General features: G+C 63.9%; 16 protein-coding genes. 10 read left to right on the top strand and 6 right to left on the bottom strand.

The annotated features are described in order from the left end of the window. The first annotated feature begins 2 nt into the window (after positions 1-2). From nuoL to M2361_RS22960, 5 genes are all read left to right on the top strand, one after another. The gene (gene nuoL / locus M2361_RS22980) at positions 3-2,057 is read left to right on the top strand and encodes an NADH-quinone oxidoreductase subunit L (protein ID WP_259251951.1); all 2,055 of its coding nucleotides are present in this window, start codon (positions 3-5) and stop codon (positions 2,055-2,057) included. Beyond that, entirely contained in the window at positions 2,054-3,556 is a 1,503-nt protein-coding gene (locus M2361_RS22975; protein ID WP_259251950.1) for an NADH-quinone oxidoreductase subunit M, read from the top strand. Before nuoL ends, M2361_RS22975 begins: the two co-directional genes overlap by 4 nt. A gap of 9 nt (positions 3,557-3,565) precedes the next feature. Next, positions 3,566-5,050, top strand: coding sequence for an NADH-quinone oxidoreductase subunit NuoN (gene nuoN, locus M2361_RS22970; RefSeq protein WP_259251949.1), 1,485 nt, complete (start codon positions 3,566-3,568; stop codon positions 5,048-5,050). Between the two features lie 13 nt (positions 5,051-5,063). Next, a complete protein-coding gene (locus tag M2361_RS22965; protein WP_100857376.1) occupies positions 5,064-5,393 on the top strand; it encodes a DUF2818 family protein in 330 nt (109 codons plus the stop codon). Between the two features lie 260 nt (positions 5,394-5,653). Continuing rightward, positions 5,654-7,933 carry a TonB-dependent siderophore receptor gene (locus M2361_RS22960; RefSeq protein ID WP_259251948.1) on the top strand — a complete coding sequence of 760 codons (2,280 nt, stop codon included), beginning with the start codon at positions 5,654-5,656 and terminating at the stop codon, positions 7,931-7,933. Between the two features lie 72 nt (positions 7,934-8,005). On the opposite strand, the gene serB is transcribed toward M2361_RS22960, so the two are convergent. Together serB and mfd are read right to left on the bottom strand one after the other, a co-directional pair. Continuing rightward, positions 8,006-8,863, bottom strand: coding sequence for a phosphoserine phosphatase SerB (gene serB, locus M2361_RS22955; protein WP_259251947.1), 858 nt, complete (start codon positions 8,861-8,863; stop codon positions 8,006-8,008). Positions 8,864-8,886: 23 nt separating this feature from the next. Then, entirely contained in the window at positions 8,887-12,351 is a 3,465-nt protein-coding gene (gene mfd, locus M2361_RS22950; RefSeq protein WP_259251946.1) for a transcription-repair coupling factor, read from the bottom strand. A gap of 47 nt (positions 12,352-12,398) precedes the next feature. Here mfd and ispD point away from each other — a divergent pair, with 47 nt between their 5' ends. From ispD to M2361_RS22935, 3 genes are all read left to right on the top strand, one after another. Further along, entirely contained in the window at positions 12,399-13,082 is a 684-nt protein-coding gene (gene ispD, locus M2361_RS22945; protein WP_259251945.1) for a 2-C-methyl-D-erythritol 4-phosphate cytidylyltransferase, read from the top strand. Then, a complete protein-coding gene (gene ispF / locus M2361_RS22940) occupies positions 13,079-13,570 on the top strand; it encodes a 2-C-methyl-D-erythritol 2,4-cyclodiphosphate synthase (protein WP_259251944.1) in 492 nt (163 codons plus the stop codon). The genes ispD and ispF overlap by 4 nt, the downstream gene beginning before the upstream one ends. A gap of 151 nt (positions 13,571-13,721) precedes the next feature. Next, positions 13,722-15,836, top strand: a complete 2,115-nt coding sequence (locus M2361_RS22935; RefSeq protein ID WP_259251943.1) for a DUF4344 domain-containing metallopeptidase — start codon at positions 13,722-13,724, stop codon at positions 15,834-15,836. A 121-nt stretch (positions 15,837-15,957) separates the two neighbouring features. Here M2361_RS22935 and M2361_RS22930 read toward each other — a convergent pair whose 3' ends face one another. The 4 genes from M2361_RS22930 to ompR form a co-directional block, all read right to left on the bottom strand. Beyond that, positions 15,958-16,476 (bottom strand): carboxymuconolactone decarboxylase family protein, encoded by a 519-nt coding sequence (locus M2361_RS22930; RefSeq protein ID WP_006223770.1) that lies wholly within the window; start codon positions 16,474-16,476, stop codon positions 15,958-15,960. A gap of 74 nt (positions 16,477-16,550) precedes the next feature. Then, positions 16,551-17,099 carry a peroxiredoxin gene (locus M2361_RS22925; protein ID WP_006217982.1) on the bottom strand — a complete coding sequence of 183 codons (549 nt, stop codon included), beginning with the start codon at positions 17,097-17,099 and terminating at the stop codon, positions 16,551-16,553. A gap of 59 nt (positions 17,100-17,158) precedes the next feature. Beyond that, positions 17,159-18,553 carry an ATP-binding protein gene (locus M2361_RS22920; RefSeq protein WP_259251942.1) on the bottom strand — a complete coding sequence of 465 codons (1,395 nt, stop codon included), beginning with the start codon at positions 18,551-18,553 and terminating at the stop codon, positions 17,159-17,161. A gap of 34 nt (positions 18,554-18,587) precedes the next feature. After that, complete coding sequence (ompR, locus tag M2361_RS22915) at positions 18,588-19,322, bottom strand: two-component system response regulator OmpR (protein ID WP_003813882.1); 735 nt, start codon at positions 19,320-19,322, stop codon at positions 18,588-18,590. 131 nt (positions 19,323-19,453) lie between these two features. Here ompR and tsaB point away from each other — a divergent pair, with 131 nt between their 5' ends. Together tsaB and M2361_RS22905 are read left to right on the top strand one after the other, a co-directional pair. Next, complete coding sequence (tsaB, locus tag M2361_RS22910; protein ID WP_259251936.1) at positions 19,454-20,734, top strand: tRNA (adenosine(37)-N6)-threonylcarbamoyltransferase complex dimerization subunit type 1 TsaB; 1,281 nt, start codon at positions 19,454-19,456, stop codon at positions 20,732-20,734. Continuing rightward, the gene (locus M2361_RS22905; protein WP_259251935.1) at positions 20,731-21,768 is read left to right on the top strand and encodes a uracil-DNA glycosylase family protein; all 1,038 of its coding nucleotides are present in this window, start codon (positions 20,731-20,733) and stop codon (positions 21,766-21,768) included. The genes tsaB and M2361_RS22905 overlap by 4 nt, the downstream gene beginning before the upstream one ends. The last annotated feature ends 12 nt before the right edge of the window (positions 21,769-21,780 follow it).

Below are 21,780 nucleotides of genomic sequence, written 5' to 3'. Positions count from 1 at the left end.
AAATGTCTAGCTCACCCAATCTCTACTTGCTCATCGCGCTGGCACCGCTGGCCGGAGCAATTCTCGCGGGCCTTTTCGGCACCGGCTTCCTGGGCCGTCCCATCGGCCGCCGCGCGTCCCACGTCATCACCATTCTTGGCGTGCTCATCTCGGCCATCGGTTCGGTGGTGGTGTTGGGCGACGTGCTGAACGGCCTGCGCTTTGACGGCGCGGTCTACACCTGGAGCCTGATCGGCCAGACCAAGCTGGAAATCGGCTTCCTGATCGATCCCCTGTCGGCCATGATGATGGTCGTGGTGACGTCCGTGTCGCTGATGGTGCACATCTACACCATCGGCTACATGGCTGACGACCCCGGCTACCAGCGCTTCTTCTCGTACATCTCGCTGTTCACGTTCTCCATGCTGATGCTGGTGATGTCGAACAACATGGTGCAGCTGTTCTTCGGCTGGGAAGCAGTGGGCCTGGTGTCGTACCTGCTGATCGGTTTCTGGTACACCCGCCCGACGGCCATCTTCGCCAACATGAAGGCATTCCTGATCAACCGCGTCGGGGACTTCGGCTTCGTGCTGGGTATCGGCCTGTTGTTCGCGTACGCCGGCACGATGCACTACGGCGAAGTCTTCGCCCAAGCCGACAAGCTGGCCGCGATGACCCTGCCGGGTTCTGACTGGATGCTGCTGACGGTGGCGTGTATCTGCCTGTTCATCGGCGCCATGGGCAAATCGGCCCAGGTTCCGCTGCACGCTTGGCTGCCTGACTCGATGGAAGGCCCGACCCCGATCTCCGCGCTGATCCACGCCGCCACCATGGTGACGGCCGGTATCTTCATGGTTGCGCGCTTCTCGCCGCTGTTCGAACTGTCGGACGTGGCGCTGTCGTTCATCATCGTGATCGGCGCCATCGGCGCGCTGTTCCTGGGCATCCTGGGCATCATCCAGACCGACATCAAGCGCGTTGTTGCGTACTCCACGCTGTCGCAGCTGGGTTACATGACCGTCGCGCTGGGCGCCTCGGCCTACTCGGTGGCCATTTTCCACCTGATGACCCACGCCTTCTTCAAGGCGCTGCTGTTCCTGGGCGCGGGTTCGGTCATCATTGGCATGCACCACGACCAGGACATCCGCAACATGGGCGGCCTGCGCAAGTACATGCCCATCACCTGGATCACTTTCTTGCTGGGCACGCTGGCACTGGTTGGCACGCCGTTCTTCTCGGGTTTCTACTCGAAGGAAAACATCATCGAAGCGGCCGGCCACGCCAACGTCTGGGGCGCAAGCTTCGCGTACTACGCCGTGCTGATCGGTGTGTTCGTGACCTCGCTGTACTCGTTCCGCGTTTACTTCCTGGTCTTCCACGGCAAGGAACGCTTTGACACCAGCGACCACGGTCACGGCCATGGCCACGACGCGCATGGGCATGACGACCACGGTCACGGTCACGATGACCACGGCCACGGCCACGGCCATCATGGCGGCAAGCCGCATGAGTCGCCCTGGGTGGTGACGCTGCCGCTGATCCTGCTGGCGATTCCGTCGGTGCTGGTTGGCGCCTGGGCGGTTGACCCGATGCTGTTCGGCAAGTTCTTCAACGGCGTGATCACGGTGCTGCCGCAGCATCCGGCCATGCACGAACTGCAAGAAGAATGGCACGGCTGGGTTGCCTACGGCCTGCATGCCTTCCAGACCCTGCCGTTCTGGCTGGTCGTGGCTGGTTTCGTCATTGCCTGGTACTGCTACCTGATCAATCCCAAGGTTCCGGCCGCCATCAAGGCCAACCTGTCCGGCGTGAACAAGGTGCTTGAAAACAAGTACTACGTGGACTGGGTCAACGAGCAGATCATCGCTCGCGGCATGCGCGCCCTGGGCCGTGGTCTGTGGCAGACCGGCGACCGCGGCATCATCGATGGCCTGTTGGTCAACGGTAGCGCCCGCGTCGTGGGTTGGGTGGCAGCGGTCAGCCGCCACCTGCAGTCCGGCTTCATCTATCACTACGCGTTCGCGATGATCATCGGCATCATGGCGCTGGTGACTTTCTTTGTGCTGATTCCCCAATGATGGCAAGCGAGATGGCATCCAACACTTTCCCCTGGCTCACGCTTGCGATCTTTGTCCCGATCGTATTCGGCCTGCTGGTGCTGGCGGTGGGTCGTGACGACCGTCCCGGTCTGGCGCGCGGCTTGTCGCTGGCTGGCGCCGTTGCCGGTTTCCTCGTCACGATTCCGCTGTACACCGGTTTTGACAACACCACGGCCGCCATGCAGTTCGTGGAAAAGGCCTCGTGGATCGAAGCCTTCAACGTCAATTACCACCTGGGCATCGACGGCATTTCGCTGTGGTTCGTCCTCCTGACCGCGTTCATCACCGTCATCGTGGTGCTGGCCGGCTGGGAAGTCATCACCAGCCGCGTGGCGCAGTACATGGCCGCCTTCCTGATCCTGTCGGGTCTGATGGTGGGCGTGTTCGCCGCGCTGGACGGCATGCTGTTCTACGTGTTCTTCGAAGCCACGCTGATCCCGATGTACATCATCATCGGGGCGTGGGGCGGCGATAACCGTATCTACGCGGCATTCAAGTTCTTCCTGTACACGCTGATGGGTTCTCTGTTGACCCTGATCGCCTTCATCTACCTGTGGCACGCATCGGGTGGTTCGTTCGACATCCTGACCTGGCACCAGGTCAAGCTGGGCCAGACCGAACAGATCCTGATCTTCGTGGCGCTGTTGGCGGCGTTCGCGGTGAAGGTGCCGATGTGGCCGGTTCACACGTGGTTGCCGGACGTGCACGTGGAAGCGCCCACGGGCGGCTCCATCGTGCTGGCCGCGATCATGCTGAAGCTGGGCGCCTATGGCTTCCTGCGCTTCTCGCTGCCGATCACGCCCGACGCCTCGCACAGCCTGGCCGGCCTGATGATCACGCTGTCGCTGATCGCGGTGATCTACATCGGCCTGGTGGCGATCATCCAGGAAGACATGAAGAAGCTGGTGGCTTACTCGTCGGTTGCCCACATGGGTTTCGTGACGCTGGGCTTTTTCATCTTCAACACGGCCGGCGTCGAAGGCGCCATTGTGCAGATGATTTCCCACGGCTTCGTGTCGGGCGCCATGTTCATGTGTATCGGCGTGCTGTACGACCGCATGCACTCGCGCCAGATCGCCGATTACGGTGGTGTGGTCAACGTGATGCCGCGCTTCGCCACGTTCTTCATCCTGTTCTCGATGGCCAATAGCGGCCTGCCGGCCACCAGCGGTTTCGTCGGCGAGTTCATGGTGATCATGGGCGCGGTCGAGCACAACTTCTGGATCGGCCTGTTGGCGGCTACCGCCCTGATCATGGGGGCTGCGTATTCGCTGTGGATGGTCAAGCGTGTGGTCCTGGGCGACATCGCCAATGACCACGTCCGCGAGCTGACCGATATCAACCGCCGCGAATTTGTGATTCTTGGCGTGATGGCGATCGCCGTGTTGTACATGGGGATCTATCCCAAGCCCTTTACCGACGTCATGCACGTCTCGGTCGAGGCCCTGCTGCAACACGTTGCCGTCTCGAAACTGTAAGACAAGACAATGATGCAATCCCAAATCGATTTCGCCCTGGCGGCGCCGGAAATCCTTCTGCTGGTTTCCGGCCTGGCTATCCTGCTCGTCGACGCGGTCAGCAATCACCCCGAGCGCAAGCCGACGTTTCTGCTGACCCTGCTGGTATTGGGCGCGCTGACCGTCGTGTCGGCCGTGCAATGGATGAACGGCGTTAAGGGCGCGACCTTCCATGGTCTGTACGTCACCGACGAACTGTCGCACCTGCTGAAAATCGCGTCCTACATCGCCGTGGGCGCCACGCTGGTCTACGGCCGTGTCTACGCGCAAGTGCGTGACATGCTCAAGGGCGGCGAGCTCTACGTCCTGACGCTGTTCGCGCTGCTGGGCCAGATGGTCATGATTTCCTCCGGGAACCTGATCTCCATCTACCTGGGCCTGGAACTGATGTCGTTGGCGCTGTACGCGCTGATCGCGCTGCGCCGCGATGACGTCGTCGCCACCGAAGCCGCCATGAAGTACTTCGTGCTGGGCGCGTTGGCCTCGGGCTTCCTGCTGTACGGCATGTCGATGGTCTACGGCGCCACGGGTCACCTTGACCTGGCCGAAGTGTCCAAGGTCATCGCCGCCGGCAAGGCCGAGAAGATGGCGCTGGTGTTCGGCATCGTGTTCCTGGTGTCGGGCCTGGCGTTCAAGCTGGGCGCCGTGCCGTTCCACATGTGGGTGCCGGACGTCTATCAAGGTTCGCCGACCGCCGTCACGCTGATCCTGGGCGGCGCGCCCAAGCTGGCCGCCTTCGCCATCACGCTGCGCCTGCTGGTGGACGGCCTGCATGGCCTGGCCGCCGACTGGCAGCCGATGCTGATGATCCTGGCCGTGCTGTCGCTGGCGATCGGTAACCTGACCGCCATCGCGCAGACCAACTTCAAGCGCATGCTGGCTTACTCGACCATCTCGCACATGGGCTTCGTGCTCCTGGGCCTGATGTCGGGCGCGGTCGAGGGCAAGCCGGAACTGTCGTCGGCCGCCTATGGCGCGTCGCTGTTCTACATGCTGACCTACGTGCTGACCACGCTGGCCAGCTTCGGCATCGTGCTGCTGCTGTCGCGCCAGGGTTTCGAGTGCGAGCACATCGACGACCTGAAGGGCCTGAACCGCCGCAGCCCGTGGCATGCCCTCATCGTGCTGCTGCTGATGTTCTCGCTGGCCGGCATTCCGCCGCTGGTGGGCTTCTACGCCAAGCTGGCCGTGCTGCAAGCGCTGATCAGCGCGGGCCACGTGACGCTGGCCGTGATCGCGGTGCTGTTCTCGCTGATCGGTGCGTTCTATTACCTGCGTGTCGTCAAGGTTGTTTACTTCGACGAGCCGGTGGCCGATGCCGCCCCGATCGTCGCCACCTGCGGCCAACGCGGCCTGCTGTCGATCAACGGCGCCATGATGCTGGTGCTGGGCCTGTTGCCCGGTGGCCTGATGGCGCTGTGCGTACAGGCGATTCGTTCGTCGCTGAGCCTGTAAGCGGAACACAGCCATGAACCAGACGCTGGCGGTATGGCTGTTGATCGCGCTGGCGCTGGTCAGCGCCAACCTGCCGTTCCTGACCGAACGTGTATTCGCCGTCTTGCCCTGGAAGCAGGGTGGGGCGGTGGCGGTCAAGCCGTTCTGGATGCGCCTGGTTGAAGTGCTGGTGTTTTACGCCCTGGTTGGCGCGTTGGGTTTTGCATTCGAATCCACCCTGGGCAACCGCTTTGCCCAGACGTGGGAGTTCTACGCCATTACCCTCAGCCTGTATCTGGTGCTGGCCTATCCCGGCTTCGTCTACCGCTATCTGTTCAAGCGGCACCCGCGGTTGCGGGTCTGACCGCCCGCCAAAGCCACTAACGCCCCGTCTGGGGCGTTTTTCTTTTGGGGATGTGAATTGCGCCACGCTTGTGGCCGCGCCTCATGGCGGCCGTTGTGGTGGCTGGGGGACGTGTCCCTGTTAGCAACTGGCAACTGTTGTTTTTTCATCTTTTAGCGACGGGCACGGCCAGCGTTCAGGCAGCTTTCAGCGTTCAGGATCAAAATCGCAACCGGTAAAAAAATAAGAATCGTTGCTATTCACATTCTGGAGAAGCTGGTTTGAAGCCCCAAGATTCGTATTCGCTGAATACGCTCGCTACCTCGCTTGCCGCGGCCATAGCGGCGCCCGCCCTGTTCATCAGCCCCTATGCCGCCGCGCAGTCCGCGGATTCGGGTGTCACGCAGCTTGCGCCGGTGCGGGTGGAGGGGGAGGGCTCTTCCTACCAGACCACAACGGTGCCGTCGCCCAAGATGACCGCGCCGTTGCTGGACACGCCGCGCACGGTGCAGGTGGTGCCGAAACAGGTGATCCAGGATCAGGCCGCGTCGACCTTGCAGGACGTGCTGCGCAACTCGCCGGGTATTACGTTCGGCGCCGGTGAAGGCGGCCGCCCGGGCGGCGATCTGCCGATCATCCGTGGGCAGAACTCCGCAAGCAGCCTGTTCCTGGACGGTATCCGCGATTCCAGCACGCAGGTGCGCGACACCTTCAACCTGGAGCAGGTGGAAGTGATCAAGGGCCCGGACTCGGTGTATTCCGGCCGGGGCGGCGCGGGCGGCAGTATCAACATGGTCAGTAAGGCGCCCAAGACGACCGACTTCACCGAAGCCACCGCGCAGATCGGCACCGACAACAATTACCGTGGCACCATCGACAGCAACTGGCGCCTGGCCGACAAGGCCGCCTTCCGCCTGAACGTGATGGGCGACAAGGGCGATGTGGCCGGCCGCGACAACGCCGTGGACTTCGAGCGCTGGGGCGTGGCGCCGTCGCTGATGCTGGGCGTGGGCACGCCGACGCGCATCACGCTCAGCTATTACCACTATCAAGACGACAGCATGCCGGACTACTCCATTCCGTATGACCCGAAGACGGGTCAGCCGGTCACGGAGACGATGGGCGTCAGCCGCAAGTCGTTCTACGGCCTGACCGATCGCGATTTCATGAAGACCCGTGACGATGTCGCCACGGTGGACTTCCAGCACGATTTCTCGGACAAGCTGCAACTGCGCAACGTGACCCGCTACGGCCGTGGCACCACGGACTTTGCCGCGACGAACCCGGACGACAGCAAGGGCAACGTGGCCAACGGCCTGGTGTACCGCGCGCTGAAGTCGGGCTACTACGTCACCAAGACCTTCGCCAACCAGACCGACCTGACCGGCGAATTCGACACGGGCAGCTTGAAGCACACCTTCGACCTGGGCTTTGAATACAGCAACATCAAGCAGGACAAGGACGGCTACAAGGAATCGGGCGTTCCCTCGGGCGGCAGCAACTGCGTGACCGCGACGAGCGCCGCGGGCGTCAACACCTACGCCAACCCGGCACTGTGCGCGTCCTTGTGGAACCCGGACCCCGGCACCGACTACCCGGGCACGCTCACCCGCAACAACAACCCCGCGCGCTACAACACGGACACCTTGGCGGTCTACGGGTTTGACACCATCAAGTTCAACGAGCAGTGGCAGGCCAGCCTGGGCGCGCGCTGGGACAACTACCGCACCAGCGGCAGCAACATCGCCGCCGGCCGCAACGACCCAGCAGGCACGCCGTCGTTCTACAGCACCAGCCGCGACGACAACCTGTTCAACTACCAGGTCGGCCTGGCGTACAAGCCCTTGCCCAACGGCACCATCTACGCCACCTACGGCACCTCGTCCACGCCCTCGGCTATTGCGGCCAGTGCCACCAGCGACGCCACGTCGCTGAGCACGTCGTCGCTGGCGCCCGAGAAAAGCCGCACGGTGGAAGTAGGCACCAAATGGCAGGTGTTCGACGATCGCCTGACGCTGTCGGCGGCGGCATTCCACGATATCCGCAAGAACACCAGCGTGGCCGTTTCCGCCACCGAAGTGGCGCAGGTGGGCGAGGCCAAGGTGCGCGGCATTGAACTGGGCTTCTCGGGCAACATCACGCCCAAGTGGAACGTGTTCGGCGGCTACACCTTCATGGACAGCGAAATGACCAAGGGCGCCTACAACAGCGGCGCCGTCGGCCAGGACCTGCCCAACACCCCGCGCAACGCCTTCAGCCTGTGGACCACCTACAAGGTGCTGCCCAAGCTGACGGTGGGCGGCGGCGCGTATTACGTGGACAAGGTCTACGGCAATTCAGACGCCACCCGCAATGCCAACGGCACGCCCAAGGCACGCTGGGTGCCGTCGTACTGGCGTTTCGACGCTATGGCGGCCTACGAATTCAACGAACACTACTCGGCGCAGTTGAACGTGCTGAACCTGTTCGACGAAACGTATTACACCAAGGCCTACGCGGCGCACTATGCGGCGCTGGGTACCGGGCGCGCGGCGTTGTTGACGCTGAAGATGCGCTACTGAGCGGGCGCGGGGAATGAAAATAGCCACCTTGATCGGTGGCTATTTTTTTGCGTGTTGAAACCCCAAGCGAAATCAGCTTTCAAACCAGTTCAGCACGCCGTCCAGCCCGGTGACGTTCAAGGCGAAGCGCGTTTGCTCGCGCACCACGGGCTTGGCGTGATAAGCCACCGGGAAGCCCGCGGCGCCCAACATCAGCAAGTCGTTGGCGCCGTCGCCCATGGCGATGATCTGGTCTCTGGTGGCGCCGTGGGTGCGCGCGAACTCCCGCAGGTAGACGGCCTTGGCCTGCGCGTCCAGGATGTCGCCCAGCACGTGACCGGTCAGCACGCCGTTGTCGATTTCCAGCGTGTTGGCGTGGGCGCTGTCCAGCTTCAGGCGTTCGCGCAGGCGGTCGGTAAAGAAGGTGAAGCCGCCCGATACCAGCAGCACTTTGATGCCGGCTGCCTGCGCCGTGGAGATGAGCCGTTCGGCGCCGGGGTTCAGGCGCAGCTTTTCCACATAGACCTGTTCCAGTGCCTCGGCCGGCACGCCCTTGAGCAGCGCGACGCGGCGGCGCAGGCTTTCAGCGAAGTCCTTGATTTCGCCGCGCATTGCGGCTTCGGTGATTTCGGACACCTTGTCCTTCACACCCACCACGCCCGCGATCTCGTCGATGCACTCGATGTTGATCAGCGTGGAATCCATGTCCATCGCAAGCACTTTGCAGCCAGACAGCTTCAGCCCGGCCGGCACGAACGCCACATCGACACCGTGCTGTTCGGCCCAGGCCACCACTTCGGCGCGGGTCAGGGCGTCGTGCTGAACGTCCAGCAAGCGGGCGGCGGTGTTGCTGATGCGCGCCACGCCCTGGGCCTGGGCCATGGCGGCCAGTTGCTCGGCCTGTTCGATGCGAAGGCCGGGGGATTGGACGACAAGGTGATGGGTGGTCATAAGAAAGTGAGAAGGTCGTGGATTTACTTCAAGGCACGCAGCACGGCGCGAATGGCGTCTGAGCGGGCGGGGATCTGCGCGGCCTTGATCTCAACGCGCAATTTATCCTGTCCGGCCAGTTTGATGTTGCGTTGGCGTTGCACCAGTTCAATGATGCGGGCCGGGTCGACGCTGGTCTTGGGCCCGAACTGGATCAGCGCCTGGGCTTCGCTGGCGTCGATCTTGACGATGCCCAACGGCTGCGCGGCCAGGCGCAGGCGATGCGAGGTCAAGAGCGTTTGCGCGGCTTCGGGCAGCTTGCCGAAGCGGTCGATCAGTTCTTCCTGGATGCGGATCAGGTCGTCTTCGTCGGCGGCGTGCGCCAGGCGCTTGTAGATGCCCAGGCGCGCATGCACGTCGGCGCAGTAGTCGGACGGCAGCAGGGCCGGCGCATGCAGATTGACTTCGCAGGCCAGGTTGAAGGGCGCGTCCAGGTCGGGCTCTTCGCCCGCGCGCAGCGCGCGCACGGCTTCGTTGAGCATCTCGTTGTACATCGAGAAGCCCACTTCCTGGATGTTGCCCGACTGCGAGTCGCCCAGCACTTCGCCGGTGCCGCGGATTTCCAGGTCGTGCATGGCCAGGTAGAAGCCGGACCCCAGTTCCTCCATGGCCTGGATCGCTTCCAGGCGCTTTTTGGCATTGGTGGTGATGGCGTCTTCGCCCGGCGTCAGCAGGTAGGCGTAGGCCTGGTGGTGTGAACGGCCCACGCGGCCGCGCAACTGGTGCAACTGCGCCAGCCCGAAGCGGTCGGCGCGGTGGATCACGATGGTGTTGGCGGTGGGCACGTCGATGCCGGTCTCGATGATGGTGGTACACAGCAGCACGTTGTAGCGCTGCTGGTAGAAGCCCTTCATTACCTGTTCCAGCTCGCGCTCGGGCATCTGCCCGTGCGCGACCGCAATGCGCGCTTCCGGCACCAGTTCTTCCAGGCGGGCGCGGCGGTTGTGGATGGTTTCCACCTCGTTGTGCAGAAAGTAGCACTGGCCGCCGCGCTTGAGTTCGCGCAAGAGCGCTTCGCGCAGCGTGCTGCCGTCTTCGCGGCGTACGAAGGTCTTGATGGCCAGGCGCTTTTGCGGCGCGGTGGCGATGACGGAGAAATCCCGGATGCCTTCCAGCGACATGCCCAGCGTGCGCGGAATGGGGGTGGCCGTCAGCGTCAGCACGTCGACCTCGGCGCGCAGCGCTTTCAGCGCTTCTTTCTGGCGCACGCCAAAGCGGTGTTCCTCGTCGATGATGACCAGTCCCAGGCGTTTGAATTTCACGTCTTTGGACAGGATCTTGTGCGTGCCGATCACGATGTCGACCCGGCCGTCGTTGATGCCCTCGACGGCGGCGGCCACTTCCTTGGCGGAGCGGAAACGCGACAGTTCCACCACGCGCACCGGCCAGTCGGCAAAGCGGTCAGAAAACGTTTGCGCGTGCTGTTCGGCCAGCAGCGTGGTCGGGCAGAGCAGGGCCACCTGCTTGCCGTTGGCCACGGCCAGGAAGGCGGCGCGCAAGGCCACTTCGGTCTTGCCGAAGCCCACGTCGCCGCAGACCAAGCGGTCCATCGGACGGCCGGACGTCATATCGGCGATCACGGCTTCGATGGCGGCGCGCTGGTCGACGGTTTCCTCGAAGCCGAAGCCCTCGGCGAACGCCTGGTAATCGTTCAGCGGCAGGTTGAAAGCGAAGCCTTCGCGCGCCGCGCGCTGCGCATACAGCGCCAGCAGTTCGGCGGCGGTGTCGCGCACTTGCTTGGCGGCCTTGCGGCGGGCCTTGTCCCACTGGCCGGAACCCAGTTGGTGCAGCGGCGCCGCGTCGGGGTCGGCGCCGCTGTAGCGTGCGATCACGTGCAGTTGCGACACCGGCACGTAGAGCGTGCTGCCGTTGGCGTATTCAAGATGGAGGAATTCCATCTCGCCTTCGCCCATGTCCATGTTGACCAGGCCGTGGTAGCGGCCGATGCCGTGCTGCGCGTGGACGACGGGGTCGCCGGCGCGCAGTTCGGACAGGTCGCGCACCATGGCTTCGACGTTGCTGGCGCGTTCCTGGTCGCGCTTGCCACGCCGGCCCGTATTGGCATGGCCGGGGTAGAGGTCGTTTTCGGTCAGGAAGGCCAGGTTGGCCTGGGGCAGGCCGAAGCCCGTGGCCAGCGGCGCGGCTACGATGCCGAAGTTGGCGTCCGACGCCAGGAAGGCTTCGATCGTGTCGGGCTGCGCGTCCGGCGTGACGCCGAATTCGTTCAGCATCTGCACCAGGGTCTCGCGCCGGCCTGCGGAGTCGGCGCATAGCAGTACCCGGGTCTCGCGCGTTTGGACCAAGGCGCGCAGCTTGGCGATGGGGTCGTCGGAACGGCGCGCCACGCTGACGTCGGGCACGGCGCGGAAATCGGGATGCGGGTCGCCGGCGGTCAAGGACAGGCGGCGAAATTCCTTTAACCGCGTGTACAGCGTTTCGTTATCCAGGAACAACGCCGAGGGCGGCAGCACGGGGCGCTCGCGGTCGCTCTTGAGGAAGTTGTAGCGGCTGGAGGTGTCCTGATTGAAGCGCAGGATGGCGTCGTCGATATCGCCGACGGTGACGGTGACCGTGCCCGTGGTCAGGTAATCGAATAGCGTGGCGGTTTCTTCGAAGAACAGCGGCAGGTAGTACTCGACGCCGGCGAACGGAATGCCGTTGCCGATATCTTTATAGGGCAGGGCGCGGGACGGATCGCCTTCGAATATTTCGCGAAAGCGCGCGCGGAAACGGGTGCGCGAGTCTTCGTCCATGGGGAACTCGCGGCCGGGCAGCAACTGGACTTCGCGTACGGGGTACAGGCTGCGCTGGGTGTCTACGTCGAAGCTGCGGATGGTTTCGATTTCGTCGTCGAACAGGTCCAGCCGGTAAGGCACGACCGAACCCATGGGAAACAGGTCGATCAGGCCGCCCCGCAGGCAGAATTCGCCCGGCGCGGTGACCTGGGTCACGTGGTTGTAGTTGGCCAGCGTCAATTGCGCGCGCAGGGCCGCTTCGTTCAGCTTGTCTTTCTGCTTGAACGAAAACGTGTAGGCGGCCAGGAATGACGGCGGCGCCAGGCGGTACAACGCGGTGGTGATGGGCACCGTCAGCACGTCCACCGTCTTCATCATCAGCGAATGCAGCGTGTGCAGGCGCTGGGAAATCAGATCCTGGTGCGGGGAAAAGGCGTCGTAGGGCAGCGTTTCCCAGTCCGGCAACTGGCTGACGCGCAGGTCAGGCGCGAATAGCTGGATCTCTTCGGCCAGCCGCTGGGCCTCCACCGGCTCGGCGGTCAGGATGACCACGGGCGCGGAGGCCTGACGGGCCAAGTCCGCCAGCAGCCAGGCGTCTCCCGAACCGGGCGGCCGGGGCTGCGCATAGCGCGCGCCGGGTTTCAGCGCGGACAAAGTTGAGGCGGTCGCGGGGACGGGCGGCGCGGCGGTGGCGGGGGAAGTGGGGGTGGGCATCAGGCTGGAAGCAGGCATCAAGCGGAAGATTATAAAATCACCGCACCATGTCTGACTCAATCATTGCAATCGTTCCCGCCGCGGGCGTCGGCGTCCGTGCCAGCCAGCCCGGCGCCGAGCCCGTGCCCAAGCAATATCGTCCATTGGCCGGACAGCCCATGCTGCGCCATGCGGTGCGCGCGCTGCTGGCCGATGAGCGCGTGTCGCAGGTGCGGGTGGCGGTGACGCCGGGCGATGGCTGGGTGGACGCGGCGCTGGCGGGCTTGCCGCGCACCGTTTGGCGCGCGTGCGGCGGCGCGACGCGGGCCGATACTGTGGCCGGCGCGCTGGCCGATAGCGGCGTGGCCGACGATACCTGGGTGCTGGTGCACGATGCCGCCCGCCCCGGATTGCCAGAAGGCGCGTTGCGCCGCTTGATCGACGCCTGCCTGGCTGACCCGGTGGGCGGCCTGCTGGCGTTGCCGGTGGCCGATACCGTCAAGGGCGGGCGCGATCGCGTCGAACGCACGTTGGATCGCAATGGGCTGTGGCTGGCGCAGACGCCGCAAATGTTTCGGGCCGGCGTGCTGCGCGATGCGCTGACGGCGGCCTCCGTGAATGGCGTGACCGTTACTGACGAAGCCTCCGCGCTAGAGGCGGCGGGCTACGCGCCATTGCTGGTCCCCGGCGCCTTGCGCAATTTCAAGGTGACGTGGCCGGATGATTTCGAACTGATGGAAAAATGGCTATGAGCATTCCTTTTCGCGTTGGGCAGGGCTTTGACGTGCATGCCTTGGTCGAAGGCCGGCCGCTGATCATCGGCGGTGTCACGATCCCGCACACGCATGGTTTGCTGGGCCATTCCGATGCCGACGTGCTGCTGCACGCCGTTACCGATGCGCTGCTGGGCGCGGCAGGGCTGGGCGACATCGGGCGGCATTTTCCGGATACCGATCCCGCATTCAAGGGTGCGGACAGCCGTGTGCTGTTGCGCGAAGCCATGGCGCGGGTGCGCGCCGCGGGCTGGACGCCGGTCAACATCGACGCGACGCTGCATGCGCAAGCTCCCAAGATTGGCCCGCACGCGCCCGCCATGGTGAAGAACATCGCCGCCGATACCGGGCTGGCCGAGGCCGACGTGAACATCAAGGCCAAGACCAACGAGGGCCTGGGTTACCTGGGTCGGAAAGAGGGGATTGCGGCCACGGTCGTCACGCTGCTGGCCCGGGGGAACGCGTGATCAGGCCTGCCATTTACGTTGGCATACATCTTTAACAAATGCATAAGCGGGTCCATATGATTCGGAATATTCTGCGCGCTATCTAAATCTGATCACATGAGATATTCGGATGCATTTACGTGGCGCAGCCCTGCTTTTCGTCCTTGGTGCAGTGTGCGCTCCGGCGCACGCCGAATTTGAACAACAGCTTGGGCCCCTGGCGGGCACGGTCAGACAGCAGTTGTTGCAGGGTTGGACGGCAGGGGTGCAGGATGGCTGGTTCTCCTTGCAGAACAAGGGCACGCCCGGCAGCGAGCAAACGCTGTACGTGAATGTCGGCCCCGCGCCGGATGCCGGCCGCATCACTGACGTCAATGTCGTCGTCAGTTCACAAAACCCCAAGGCTTCCATCGGCGTTGTGCTGAACAACCGCCCGCGCAAAAGCCTGTGCCTGCTTGAAATTTCGGCGGACAAGAATACGCAGCTCTTCTGTCTGGAAGGCCAGAACCGCCGCGATTTCGGCTCGGTGCCCAATGTGGCCAAGCTGGACGGGTCGGACCGCATCAAAGTGGTTGAAGTGCCGGGCGCCGCGCGCTTCATCGTGAATGGCCAGAAGATCGGCGACGTTGCCGATGTGCCGGCGCTGGGCGGCGACATCGGCATCATGGCGTATGACGTTGGCACGTTCGGCATTGCGGACTTCGCCATCACCACCAATAAGGGCACCCCGCAAGCCGCGACAAATCCGCCGCCTGCCGGACTGCCGCCTCGGGCCGGGCTGCCTCCTCGTGGTGGCGGCGCGGGCGCCAGTCCGCAGAACACGGCACCGCCCGCTGCGCCGCCGCAGTCGGCACCGGCGCAAGGCAGCAATAATTCCGGCTTGCAAGGCGCGGGTCCGTACCCCCGTTTTGGCGGCGACACCGAGCGTATCGTCGCGGTCTACATCGGCCTGATGAAGAGCATTTTCATGCACGAATTCGGCCATGCCCTGATCGGCGAACTGGAATTGCCGTCGACCGGCGCGGAAGAAGACGCCGTGGATATCTACGCGGCGCTGCAGATCGTGGAACCCACGATGTACCCGTCGGGCAACAAGGACGTGGACCGCATGGCCCGCGAAGCCGCCACCTACGCCTCCTTGCAGTGGTACTACAGCGGCAAGCTTTCCGAGGGCAAGGGCCAGGCCCCCTCGGCATGGCAGGACGAGCACACCGGCGACCTGAAGCGCTTTCGCAACATGCTGTGCATCATGTACGGCGGCAACCCCGAAGTGTTTGAATCCGTCGTGCGCCAGACCGGCTTTGAAGACCGCACCAAGGCGCGTTGCACCGACGAATTCAACAAGCAGAATCGCGCCTGGCGCAAGATCCTGGCGCCTCATACCCGCGTGGGAACCTGGACGCCGGATGGCTTGCAGCCCGCCAACGCGCCTGGGGCGCCGGTGAATGTGGTGTTTGAACCGTCCACGCGCAAGATCGGCAACTTGTTCGCCAAGCATCTGTCGGACGCCATCAGCGAGAACATCAAGCTCTTGGGCAAGACGTATGTGCTGCCGCGCCCCGTGAACGTGGTCTTCAAGGACTGCGGCAAGCTGAACGCCTGGTACAGCCCGCGCGAAGGCTCGATCACTATGTGCTATGAGCTGATCGAGAACATCGCCGTGATGATTTCGGACATTGAAATGGGCACGGTGGGCGGCGAAGTGGTCGCCAAGGATGGTTCGGCGCCACCGCCCCGCCAGCAAGCGCCCGCGGGACAAGGTCAAGGTCAAGGCCAAGGGCTGGGACAGGGACAGGGACAAGGGCAGGGTGCCGCCGCGCCGACGGGCGCCTTTGATGAACTGAAGGACAGCGGCGTACCGGCCACCACCTTGCTGTTCACGGCGCCTTATAAAGGCCCGACGCCGATTCAGCATTACCGCGCCAAGGTCATCACGACCAAGGACCTGGTGCCGCTGATCACGAACAACAAGAATATCGTCATCGTCGACACCAGCGGGCTGCGCGATACGCTGCCCATCGCCTATCCGCTGGCCGACGCGGGTTCGGACGGCAGCGTCAAGGACCACCTGCAAGGGGCGCTGGATGACTGGCTGTTGAAAAAGGCGGGCGGCAATCGCGGCGTGCCCATTGTGCTGATGGGCGCCAGCATGAATGATCGATCGTCGTATAACGCGGCCTTGCGCGTCGGCACGCTGGGTTGGGACGCGTACTGGTACCGGGGCGGCATGGAAGCCTGGGTGGCCAATGGGCTGCCGACGGCACCGGTGAAGCCGGCGCAGAATTAAACGTCGTGCCTGGCAAATAAGGCCAAGCGACAAAAAGCCCGCCTGTTTTTACACAGGCGGGCTTTGTCGTTTTCAGCCCGGGCTTTCACACCGGGCTTTCAGAGCGATCCTTCGGACTGGCTTACTTGCCTTGGGCGGCCAGCGCCAGGGCGGCGGCGTTGACGACCGCGGCAATCCGGCCGGCGTCGCGCAGTTGTTCCGTCGACAGGCCGTCGTTCTTCAGGTTTTCATAGTGCGATGCCACGCAGAAATGGCACTTGCCAATGATCGAAGCAACCAGCGCGAACAGTTCGAAGCGCTTTTTCTCGACGCCGCCATGGGTGGCGTAGGCGTTCATGCGCAACTGGGCGGGCAGGCTCTTCAGGTTGGCGTCACCGGTCATTTCCACATAGGGATACCAGGTGTTGTTCATGCCCATCAGCGCGGACGCGGTCAGCGCGGCGTTGGCGTCGCCTTCCGACAGCCCGCTTTTGAAGGCTTCGACCAGCACCGGGCTGCGGGCGGCATACGCGGCCGATAGGGCGGCGCCCACGGCGTCTTCCGGCGCCAGGGTCGAACGGGCAATCACGGCGTCCAGATTCAGGCGGATATCCTTGGCCCAATCCGGGAGCTGTTCCTTAATGGTGGTAAGAAATTCCATAGTTTTTACCTATAATCTAGCGCAATGAAAGCCCAGCGAGGAGCCTGCAAGCAGACTCCGGGCCGGGCTGGAAATTACAGCGTGGCGCCGCCAACCGTACGGTTGCACGGGCACAGTTCGTCGGTTTGCAGACCGTCGAGCAGACGCAGAACTTCTTCCGGGTTACGGCCGACGTTCAGGTTGTTCACCGAAACGTGCTGGATCGTGTTGTCCGGATCAACGATGAACGTGGCGCGCAGGGCAACGCCAGCACCCTTTTCGCGGACGCCCAGTTGGTCGATCAGGGCACCGGTGGTGTCGCCGAATTGGTAGTGGCCCAGCTTGTTCAGGTCCGGATGCTCACGGCGCCATGCCAGCTTGACGAATTCGTTGTCGGTGGAGCCGCCCAGCAGGACGGCGTCGCGGTCTTCGAAATCCTTGGCCAGCTTGTTGAAGCCGACGATTTCGGTCGGGCACACAAACGTGAAGTCTTTCGGGTAGAAGTAGATCACCTTCCACTTGCCGGGGAACGAGCTTTCGGTGATGTCTTCAAACGCCGACACGCCATTTTCTTCGTGCTGGTTGAAGCCGGGCTTGACGCCGGTGACCTTGAAGGGCTCGAGTTTGTCGCCAACAGTTTTCATGTTTACTCCCAGTAGTTGTTGGTGGAGATAAGGCAGTGCCTCAAACCATAAATTCTACGCTATGGATTATCGTTGTCTAATTGATAATTCCTAAACTTGGCTTTGGGCAACTCTATCCGCGCGGTCAGTCCGCCACCCTCGCGCGGCAGCATCCGCAGCGAGCCGCCAACGTGCTTGAGCAGGCGTTCGACAATGGCCAGACCCAGCCCCGCGCCGCTTACGCCGGTGCGAGCCGCCTCGCCGCGCGAGAAGGGCCGCAGCAGGCGGTCGACATCTTCGGGCGCGATGCCCGGGCCACGGTCGCAGACTTCGATCACGATCATGCCGCCTTCGGCTTGCAGCGTCATGACAAGATGGGCCATGCCGTCGCTGGACCGACCATAGCGGCGGGCGTTTTCGATCAAGTTGCTGACCACGCGCTTCAAATCCAGCGCCGTGATCCGGGCGCGCAGCCCGGGTTCCAGCGACGCCTCGAGGTCGCCGCCTAGCGACGCGGTGTGGCTGCGCTCGCGTTCGTACAGTTCAGCCAGCACGGCCGAAATGTCCGTTGCCAATTGCGGCAGCGAGCCCGCCGGCCGCGCGTATTCCATCAGTTGCCCGATGCTGTGGTCGATCTGGCCCAGGTCTTCGTCAATGGCCTGGCGCGCGTCTTCCGACACGCCGCTAAGTTCGATTTCCAGCCGCATGCGCGCAAGCGGGGTCCGCAGGTCGTGTGAGATCCCCGCCAGCATCAGCTCGCGATCGGCCTCGGCTTGCCGCAAGTCCTTGGCCATCCGGTTGAACGAGGCGTTCAAGTCGCGGATTTCCAGCGGACCTTGCTCCGGCAAGGCGGCGGGCGTTTCCCCGCGCGACAGCACCTGGGCCGCGCGCGCGAGCCGCGACAGGGGCCGGTTCACGAACCCCACGCTGACCGCCGCGCCGACAAGGGAAAGCAGCAACGCCGTGGCGCCCCATCCCAGCCATTCGATCCCGCCGGTCAGCCCGATCTGCTCTCGCTCGAACACCAACCAGTACAGGTCTTTTTCAATCTGGAAACTGACCCAGAAACCGGGTACCTGGTTCACCCCCCAGGCGATCTGGGTTTCCGGGCCGAAGCGCGTGCGGATGTGCTGGGCCACCCGTTGCCAGTAGTCGTCGTCGGGAAGGGCTTCGGCAAAGTCGGTGACTTCGCGCGGATAGACCTGAATGCCTTCGTTGGTGGCCAGGTCAAGCAGGAGCTTGCTGCGTTCGCCGTTCTGAGAATAGATCAGCGCCGTGCGCGTGATATTGACGGCCGTGATCACCCGCTGCGCCATTTGATTGGCGCGCGGTCCCAGCTCCATGCTGAAAAATACTTGTAGCCACGCGCCCAGGCTGACCAGCATCAGCGCGGCAAGCAGCAGGAACGTGCGGCCGAACAAGCCGAGCCGCAAACGTGAAGTCAGGTTCCTGAAGGTTCTGCGCAAGCGGGGCACGAGGCTGCGCTCCTGCCCAGGGCGGGCGACTCGGTCAGCTACCACCGTCCGGCACAAACACGTATCCGAGACCCCAAACGGTCTGGATGAACACGGGCTTGGACGGATTGGGTTCGATCAGCTTGCGCAGGCGCGAGATCTGAACGTCAAGGCTGCGATCGAAAGCTTCGTATTCGCGGCCGCGCGCCAGTTCCATGAGCTTGTCGCGGGACAGGGGAATCTTCGGATGGCGCGCAAACACCTTGAGCACCGAGAATTCACCCGTGGTGATGGGCACTTGTTCTCCGTTGCGCGTGAGCGTGCGGGTGGACAAGTTCAGCACGTAGGGGCCGAAGGCGATGGATTCGTTCTCCTGGCTGGGGGCGCCAGGATGCTCCTCGGTGCCGCGGCGGCGCAGGATCGCGTTGATCCGTGCCAGCAGTTCCCGGGGGTTGAACGGTTTGGACAGGTAGTCGTCCGCGCCCATTTCCAGGCCCACGATGCGGTCGATTTCTTCCGCCTTGGCCGTGAGCATGATGATGGGCGTATTGTCGTGGCCACCGCGCAGCCGGCGACAGATGGACAAGCCATCTTCGCCGGGCAGCATCAGATCCAGCACAAGCAAATCAAAGTGCTCGCGTTGCCAGAGTTTGCCCATCTCTTTGGCGTCTTCGGCAACGAAAACGTTGAATCCCTGCTCGGACAAATACCGGCGCAGCAAATCGCGCAAGCGCGGATCATCGTCGACGACGAGGATTTTTCGGGTGGGGGTGGTGTTTTGCGTATTCATGGCCGGAAATGTAACAGTGACAAGAACCAGCGGCTAGTGGGCGTTCACAAGATATTACACATTGCGAACCATGGTTGAAATCCCCCTTACAACCGGGGGCGAAGCCGCCGTATTTCGTACAATCTGCATCTATGGAACTAAACCTGCTGGCTTTGGAAACGTCTTCGTCCCGTTGTGGGGTGGCCCTTTTGCGCGCGGTCGATGGCCGCCTGGAGGTCACGACGCGCGAGCACGAAGGGTCTCAAGAGCACGCGGAACGGCTCTTGCCGATGGCGGGCGAGCTGCTGGCCGAGTCGGGTTTGGCCCCCGGCGCGCTGCACGCCGTGGCGTTTGGGCAGGGTCCGGGCGGCTTTACCGGCTTGCGCGTGGCTTGCGGGGTGGCGCAAGGAATGGGGTTGGGGCTGGGTATTCCCGTGGTGCCCGTGGTGTCCCATCAGGCCGTCGCCGCCCAGGTGTCCCAGGCGACGCCGGCAGACGCCATCATTGTCGCGCTGGATGCCCGCATGAACGAGGTTTATCTTGCCGTCTACCGCCGCCAGGAGGCCGCAGCGCCTGAAGACGCCGGCTGGGACGTGCTGCAAGCCCCCTTGCTGATCGCGGCGGCCGAGGTCGTTGCCTGGACGGCGCACTATCTGAGCCAGTGGTCGGCCCAGGTGGGCCAGCCGCTGCAGCCGCTGCTGGCGGGCGATGCCTGGGATGCCTACGCCGCCGACATGAATCCGCCCGCCGCGTGGCGCCGTGCCCCGGATGCGTTGCGCCCGGAGGCTGCCAGCGTGGCCCGTTTGGCGCGCCAGGGCTGGCTGCGCGGCGAAGCGCTGCCGCCCGAAGCCGCCGCGCCGCTGTATGTACGCGACAAGGTTGCGTTTACCACCGCCGAGCGCATGCGCGGCGAGGGCGGCAACCCCAAGGCTCAGCCCACGCTGGCGCCCCAGGCCCCCCTGGCTCCCGAAACCCCGCAGCCGCTGACGCAAGCCGATCTGGACGAGGTCGTGGCCCTGGAAGCGCAGGTACAGGCGTTTCCCTGGACGCGTGGCAATTTCGCGGACGCGCTGGCCTCGGGCTACGGCGCCTGGGTGCTGCGGCGCGAGGGCAAGGTAGCGGCTTTCTGCATTTTGATGTTCGCGCCCGACGTGGCGCATCTGCTGGTGATCGCCGTGTCCAGGCATCTGCATCGCCAAGGTTTGGGCGGCATCTTGCTGGACTGGTGCGAACAGCAAGCGCGTGAGCGCGGGCTGGAAGGCGTGTTGCTGGAGGTGCGCCCGTCCAATACGTCGGCGGTCAGTTTCTACCAGCACCATGGCTATCTGCAGATTGGCGTGCGTCGGGGTTATTACCCGGCCGAGCAGGGCGCGCGTGAAGATGCGCTGGTGATGCAGAAGCGCTTCGCCGCGGTGACTGAGGTAGCGGCATGAGCCTGCACACCCCCGCAACGGCGCCGCGCGTCAATCCGCTGCAACGGATCTGGCTGCGCGAAATCGGCATGGAGCGCCTGTGGTTAAGGCCGGCGCCTGTCGTCACGGCTCCGCCTGCCGCGATTCCGGTTGCCTCTGCTTCGGCTGATATTGCTTCCGCCGCCACGCCGCAAGCCCCTGTTTCAGCAGCAGTTTTGCCTGCTCAACCGTCTGCGCCGGTGGTTGTGGCGAAAGCGACCGCGCCTGCGGGCGCCGCGGCGGCCGCTGCCGCGCCGGCCGCTGCCGCGCCGGCCGCTGCCGCAGCCGGGGTTGAGCCAACTGCGCAGGTCATCGTTCCCACGGGGCGGGCCACCGGGCGTCCGACCATCCCGGCATCCATCCTGAACCGCAGCGGGCCGCCACCGCGCCCGGTTCCCAAGACGGTAGAAGACGAAGCCGTCGAAGCACCGCGTGTTCCGGTGGCCGAGGCCGTCAAGAACGCCACCCTGGACGAATTGCGCGAGCAGGTCGTCGCATGCACGGCGTGTGGCCTGTGCCAGGGGCGCCGCCACGCGGTCTTTGGTCAGGGGGCAACGCCTACCCGCTGGCTGGTCGTGGGCGAAGCGCCAGGCGAGCAAGAGGACCGTCAGGGCCACCCCTTTGTGGGTCGCTCCGGGCAGTTGCTGGACGCCATGCTGGCCGCCGTGGGCATGAGCCGCGACACCGATGTCTTCATCACCAACGTGATCAAGTGTCGTCCGCCGGGCAACCGCAATCCCAAGCCCGAGGAAATTGCGTCGTGCAGCCCCTATCTGATGCGGCAAATTGCCTTGCTCAAACCCGAACGCATCCTGGTGCTGGGCCGTTTCGCGGCGCAGACGCTACTGGGCACGGATGCCACGATCGGCAGCCTGCGCGGCCGCGTGCATCAGTTGAAGACGGACGACGGCGAGATCCCGCTTATCGTCAGCTATCACCCGGCCTACCTGTTGCGCAGCCCCTCTGAAAAGGCGCGTGCCTGGCAAGACCTGAAGCTGGCGTCCCAAATGGTCTGATACCGGGTCGGT

Source organism: Achromobacter sp. JUb104 (assembly GCF_024806975.1).
GTDB classification, from domain to species: Bacteria; Pseudomonadota; Gammaproteobacteria; order Burkholderiales; family Burkholderiaceae_B; genus Achromobacter; species Achromobacter spanius.
The sequence above is the reverse complement of the archived record's forward strand: the minus strand, read 5'-3'. Positions and strand labels throughout refer to the sequence as shown.

Bases quoted from the DNA above. Each gene is read 5' to 3' on its own strand.
- M2361_RS22975 (WP_259251950.1), top strand. From the start codon at position 2,054: ATGATGGCAAGCGAGATGGCATCCAACACTTTCCCCTGGCTCACGCTT.
- nuoN (WP_259251949.1), top strand. From the start codon at position 3,566: ATGATGCAATCCCAAATCGATTTCGCCCTGGCGGCGCCGGAAATCCTT.
- M2361_RS22925 (WP_006217982.1), bottom strand. From the start codon at position 17,099: ATGAAAACTGTTGGCGACAAACTCGAGCCCTTCAAGGTCACCGGCGTC.
- ompR (WP_003813882.1), bottom strand. From the start codon at position 19,322: ATGAATACGCAAAACACCACCCCCACCCGAAAAATCCTCGTCGTCGAC.
- serB (WP_259251947.1), bottom strand. From the start codon at position 8,863: ATGACCACCCATCACCTTGTCGTCCAATCCCCCGGCCTTCGCATCGAA.
- M2361_RS22965 (WP_100857376.1), top strand. From the start codon at position 5,064: ATGAACCAGACGCTGGCGGTATGGCTGTTGATCGCGCTGGCGCTGGTC.
- M2361_RS22905 (WP_259251935.1), top strand. From the start codon at position 20,731: ATGAGCCTGCACACCCCCGCAACGGCGCCGCGCGTCAATCCGCTGCAA.
- nuoL (WP_259251951.1), top strand. From the start codon at position 3: ATGTCTAGCTCACCCAATCTCTACTTGCTCATCGCGCTGGCACCGCTG.
- mfd (WP_259251946.1), bottom strand. From the start codon at position 12,351: ATGCCCACCCCCACTTCCCCCGCCACCGCCGCGCCGCCCGTCCCCGCG.
- tsaB (WP_259251936.1), top strand. From the start codon at position 19,454: ATGGAACTAAACCTGCTGGCTTTGGAAACGTCTTCGTCCCGTTGTGGG.
- M2361_RS22930 (WP_006223770.1), bottom strand. From the start codon at position 16,476: ATGGAATTTCTTACCACCATTAAGGAACAGCTCCCGGATTGGGCCAAG.
- ispF (WP_259251944.1), top strand. From the start codon at position 13,079: ATGAGCATTCCTTTTCGCGTTGGGCAGGGCTTTGACGTGCATGCCTTG.
- ispD (WP_259251945.1), top strand. From the start codon at position 12,399: ATGTCTGACTCAATCATTGCAATCGTTCCCGCCGCGGGCGTCGGCGTC.